Below are 4,788 nucleotides of genomic sequence, written 5' to 3'. Positions count from 1 at the left end.
TGTGGGGGGGACGGCGGCCGTTTCCCTTTCCGGGCACGCCCGGGCGGTAAGCACTGCCGGGTACGCCCGAGCAGCAAGCACTGCCGGGTACGCCCGGAAGCCCGCGCCGCGGGTACGCCCGACACAGCTGCGCTGAGAGCGAACACTGCCCCGACCGGGACTCTGCCGCCCCGCACAGCGGTTAGTGTCGGGAAAGACGGTACGGAGAGCGAAGGGCTGCCATGACCGACATGCACATCCCCAAGAAGTCGCTCCGGGCGATTGACGCGCGCGGTGGCGACTCCATTGGCAACCTCGACGACTCGGTCTACAACCGGTTGCTCAAGGAACGCATCATCTTCCTGGGCAGTGAGGTGACCGACCAGGTCGCCAACCGCATCTGCGCGCAGCTGCTGCTGCTCGCCGCGGAGGACCCGGACCGCGACATCAACCTGTGGATCAACTCGCCGGGTGGCTCGGTCTACTCCGGCATGGCGATCTACGACACCATGCAGTTCATCGACAACGACGTGTCGACCGTGGCGATGGGCATGGCTGCCTCGATGGGTCAGCTGCTGCTCTGCGCGGGCACCAAGGGCAAGCGGTACGCCCTGCCCCACGCACGGATCATGATGCACCAGCCGTCCGGTGGTCTGGGCGGCACGGCGTCCGACATCGCCATCCAGGCGGAGCAGATGCTCTACACGAAGCGGATGTTCCAGGAGCGGGTCGCGCACCACACCGGCCAGAGCCAGTCGCAGATCGAGGCCGACTCGGACCGGGACCGTTGGTTCACCGCCCAGGAGGCCATGGACTACGGCTTCATCGACAAGGTGATCATCGGGGCCGCACAGGTTCCGGATGGCGCCGGGACCCTGAGCTGAGGAGCTGACGATGACCGATCTGAGCCTGCCGCCCCAGTTCGCGGCCGTGCACAACCGCTACGTGCTGCCGTCGTTCGTCGAGCGCACGTCGTACGGGGTCAAGGAGTCGAACCCGTACAACAAGCTCTTCGAGGACCGGATCATCTTCCTCGGCGTCCAGGTGGACGACGCGTCGGCCAACGACGTGATGGCCCAGCTGTTGACGCTCGAGGGCACCGACCCGGACCGCGACATCATCATGTACATCAACTCGCCGGGTGGTTCGTTCACCGCCATGACGGCGATCTACGACACCATGCAGTACGTCCGTCCGGACATCTCGACGGTCTGCCTCGGGCAGGCGGCGAGCGCGGCGGCGGTGCTGCTCTCGGCGGGCACTCCGGGCAAGCGGATGGCCCTGCCGAACTCGCGGATCATCATCCACCAGCCGGCCACCGAGGGCGGCTACGGGCAGGGCTCGGACATCGAGATCCAGGCCCGGGAGATCCTGCGGATGCGTACGCAGCTGGAGGACATGCTGTCCCGCCACTGCAACCGCCCGATCGAGCAGGTTCGCAAGGACATCGACCGTGACAAGATCATGACGGCCGAGGAGTCCAAGGAGTACGGGCTGGTCGACACGATCCTGACCAGCCGCAAGAAGGGTCTGCTGGCGGCCAACGCCGCCCGCTGAGCTGTACCGGGTCAGAGGTTGGCCGGGGCTCCGTTCCCGGCCGACCTCTGACACACCCGTTTTGGGGGTCGGAGAATGCCCCGCCAGCGGGTAACGTCGGGTCCGTACCGCTTCGCCGGTTGGGCCGGCGGCGCGAACTAAGCCGGGCGGCGCGCAACGTCCGCAGGTCAGGGCCGGGTCTCCGGCCGATGAGTGCAGGGAGAACGTAGGTGGCACGGATCGGTGACGGCGGCGACCTACTGAAATGCTCCTTCTGCGGCAAGTCGCAGAAGCAGGTCAAGAAGCTCATCGCGGGCCCAGGGGTCTACATCTGCGACGAGTGCATCGATCTCTGCAACGAGATCATCGAAGAGGAGCTGGCCGAGTCCGGCGAGGTGAAGTGGGAAGAGCTTCCCAAGCCGATGGAGATCTGCCAGTTCCTCGACACCTACGTCGTGGGCCAGGATCAAGCCAAGAAGGCGCTCGCCGTAGCGGTCTACAACCACTACAAGCGGATCCAGGCCGAGGCGGCCGGTGCGCCGGGCTCCGGCAGTGACGCCGTCGAGCTGGCCAAGTCCAACATCCTGCTGCTCGGCCCGACAGGGTGCGGCAAGACCCACCTGGCGCAGACCCTCGCCCGGATGCTGAACGTCCCGTTCGCCATCGCCGACGCCACCGCGCTGACCGAGGCGGGCTACGTGGGCGAGGACGTCGAGAACATCCTCCTCAAGCTGATCCAGGCCGCCGACTACGACATCAAGCGCGCCGAGACCGGCATCATCTACATCGACGAGGTCGACAAGATCGCCCGCAAGTCGGAGAATCCGTCGATCACCCGGGACGTCTCCGGTGAGGGTGTGCAGCAGGCCCTGCTCAAGATGCTCGAGGGCACTGTGGCCAACGTGCCGCCGCAGGGTGGCCGTAAGCACCCACACCAGGAGTTCATCCAGATCGACACCACCAACGTGCTGTTCATCTGTGGTGGGGCGTTCGCCGGCCTCGACCAGATCATCGAGTCCCGCACCGGGCAGGGCGGCACCGGCTTCGGCGCCCGACTCCGGTCGGTCTCCGACCGGTCGACCGACGACATCTTCAGCCAGGTCATGCCGGAAGACATGCTCAAGTTCGGGCTGATCCCCGAGTTCGTCGGCCGGCTGCCGGTGATCACCAACGTGCGCAGCCTGGATCGCAGCGCTCTCGTTCGGATCCTCACCGAGCCGCGCAACGCCCTGGTCCGGCAGTACCAGCGCCTGTTCGAGCTGGACGGTGTCGAGCTCGAGTTCGACGAGCCGGCGCTGGAAGCCATCGCCGATCAGGCGATGCTGCGGGGCACCGGTGCCCGTGGTCTGCGGGCCATCATCGAGGAGGTGCTGCTCTCCGCGATGTACGAGGTGCCGAGCAACCCCGACGCCGCCCGGGTGCTGATCACCCGCGAGGTCGTCCTGGAGAACGTCAACCCGACGATCGTGCCGCGTGAGTTCACCGGGCGCCGGGCCCGGCGCGACCGCGAAGAGAAGTCCGCCTGATCCTTCCCGCGTCACGCCGGCCGTTCGATCCTGAGCGGCCGGCGTGATCGTGTTCGGCGCCGTTCGCCAGTGTGACCACCACCCGTGCCGGCCAGACCGTGACGCTGTCCGTGAGAGCCCTCCAGCCGTACCCTTTGCTCATGCGTGTCGCCGTCTGCCAGCTGAACGCCAGGGACGACCGTAAGGCCAACCTGGCGGCCGCGGAGGCCCTACTGGAGCGCGCCGCCGCCGGCGGCGCGGATCTCGCCGTCCTCCCGGAGTACGTCGACTACCTGGGTCCTGCCACTGGGCTGCCCGAGTCGGAGCCGGTCGACGGTGAGGTGGGCAGCTTCTTCGCCGGGGTCGCCCGGCGGCTCGGGATCTGGTTGGTGGCCGGCTCGTTCCACGAGGCCGGCCCAGACCCGGACCACACCTGGAACACCTCGCTGGTCTTCGACCGTTCCGGCAGCCTGGCCGCGACCTATCGCAAGATTCACCTGTACGACGTGGAGATCCCCGGTCGGGTCTCCTACCGGGAGTCGGCGAGTGTCGCGCCCGGTGTCCAACCGGTGGTGGTCGACGTCGAAGGGCTGCGGGTCGGCCTGTCGATCTGCTACGACCTGCGCTTCCCGGAGCTGTACCGGCTGCTCGCGTCCGACGGCGGCGCGCAGCTGCTGGTGGTTCCGGCCGCGTTCATGATGCACACCGGCCGGGACCACTGGGAGGTCCTGCTGCGGGCCAGGGCGATCGAGAACCAGTGTTTCGTGGCGGCCGCCGGTCAGACCGGCGACCACGAGCCAGGTCGCACCTGCTTCGGCCGCAGCATGGTGGTCGACCCGTGGGGGACGGTCATCGGCCAGGTGCCGGACGGCCCGGGGGTCTCCGTCGTCGACCTGGACCTGGACCGGCTCGACACGATCCGCGCCGAGCTGCCCAGTCTGGCCAACCGCCGGCTCTGAGCTGCCCAGCCTGGCCAACCGCCGGCGCTGAACCTCAGCCCTCCAGCAGGACGCCGATCACCGCGAACCCGGCGATGGCCGCGGCGGTGACCAGCAGCGCCGTGGTCATCCGGGACCTGCCCCGTCGGGCCAGTCGTCCCACCGAGAGCACAAGTACGACCAGCACGACCGCGCCGATCACCACCTGCCAGAACGGCCCGATGAGGCCGAGCAGGGCCTCCTCGGCGAACACCCTGGCACCGTGCCCGGACTCATCCATGACTGACACTCTGGCACGTCGAGGTGGCCCGCGTCCTCGGCTGTGCCGGGGAGCCGAGGTGCTCGCGTCCTCGGCTGTGCCGGGCACCGGTGGTCGCTGTTCGCCCGAACCAGTGATGAACCCTGATTTGCCTTCTCCGAGCCGTCCGCGTAACTTTCTCTCTGCACGGGGGAGGCCGGACAAACCGGCCGAGAACGGGCACCAGGCTCGTGGCGGGAACGCCGAGCGAGACTGAGGATCGGGCGGTGCGGAACACTCCGGAAACGGGGTTGCGAACGCGGAGCCGACCGGGTAGAGTTTCGGAGCCGGCAGGAGCCGGGCGGAGAGCCGCGAAGCGGTGATCGGCCGGTCTGCGGCTTCCCACGACAGAAACGAACGTCGGTAACGACGTGCGTCATTGTGGACTCGAGCAAGCAAGACTATCCGCATTATCGGGTTGAAGCATGGCGAACCGCGAAATATCGGTTTGACACGGCGGAAGCGAGCGGGTAACGTAGTAAAAGTGCCTGGCGCTGAAAGCGCCGGGTGTGAGAGCGGGAATTAGCCCCGG

At 67.6% G+C, this 4,788-nt stretch carries 5 protein-coding genes; 4 read left to right on the top strand and 1 reads right to left on the bottom strand.

Features of this window, described 5'->3' with window-relative positions; all coding sequences use genetic code 11:
* Positions 1-221 precede the first annotated feature (221 nt).
* The 4 genes from KBX08_RS32190 to KBX08_RS32175 all read left to right on the top strand — a co-directional run bounded on the left by KBX08_RS32190 (position 222) and on the right by KBX08_RS32175 (position 3,979).
* Positions 222-863 (top strand): ATP-dependent Clp protease proteolytic subunit, encoded by a 642-nt coding sequence (locus KBX08_RS32190; RefSeq protein WP_007464111.1) that lies wholly within the window; start codon positions 222-224, stop codon positions 861-863.
* Between the two features lie 10 nt (positions 864-873).
* Complete coding sequence (locus KBX08_RS32185; RefSeq protein WP_030333536.1) at positions 874-1,536, top strand: ATP-dependent Clp protease proteolytic subunit; 663 nt, start codon at positions 874-876, stop codon at positions 1,534-1,536.
* A 209-nt stretch (positions 1,537-1,745) separates the two neighbouring features.
* Entirely contained in the window at positions 1,746-3,041 is a 1,296-nt protein-coding gene (clpX, locus tag KBX08_RS32180) for an ATP-dependent Clp protease ATP-binding subunit ClpX (protein WP_112676080.1), read from the top strand.
* A gap of 140 nt (positions 3,042-3,181) precedes the next feature.
* Positions 3,182-3,979, top strand: a complete 798-nt coding sequence (locus tag KBX08_RS32175) for a carbon-nitrogen hydrolase family protein (RefSeq protein ID WP_210787522.1) — start codon at positions 3,182-3,184, stop codon at positions 3,977-3,979.
* Positions 3,980-4,013: 34 nt separating this feature from the next.
* On the opposite strand, the gene KBX08_RS32170 is transcribed toward KBX08_RS32175, so the two are convergent.
* Positions 4,014-4,238 carry a hypothetical protein gene (locus KBX08_RS32170; protein ID WP_112584164.1) on the bottom strand — a complete coding sequence of 75 codons (225 nt, stop codon included), beginning with the start codon at positions 4,236-4,238 and terminating at the stop codon, positions 4,014-4,016.
* Between the last annotated feature and the right edge of the window lie 550 nt (positions 4,239-4,788).

The sequence above is a fragment of the Micromonospora sp. H61 genome, from assembly GCF_018070325.1.
GTDB lineage: Bacteria > Actinomycetota > Actinomycetes > Mycobacteriales > Micromonosporaceae > Micromonospora > Micromonospora salmantinae.
The sequence above is the reverse complement of the archived record's forward strand: the minus strand, read 5'-3'. Positions and strand labels throughout refer to the sequence as shown.

What these genes read in the sequence shown, in the direction of transcription:
- KBX08_RS32190 (WP_007464111.1), top strand. Translation starts at nt 222, where the DNA reads ATGACCGACATGCACATCCCCAAGAAGTCGCTCCGGGCGATTGACGCG.
- KBX08_RS32185 (WP_030333536.1), top strand. Translation starts at nt 874, where the DNA reads ATGACCGATCTGAGCCTGCCGCCCCAGTTCGCGGCCGTGCACAACCGC.
- KBX08_RS32175 (WP_210787522.1), top strand. Translation starts at nt 3,182, where the DNA reads ATGCGTGTCGCCGTCTGCCAGCTGAACGCCAGGGACGACCGTAAGGCC.
- KBX08_RS32170 (WP_112584164.1), bottom strand. Translation starts at nt 4,238, where the DNA reads ATGGATGAGTCCGGGCACGGTGCCAGGGTGTTCGCCGAGGAGGCCCTG.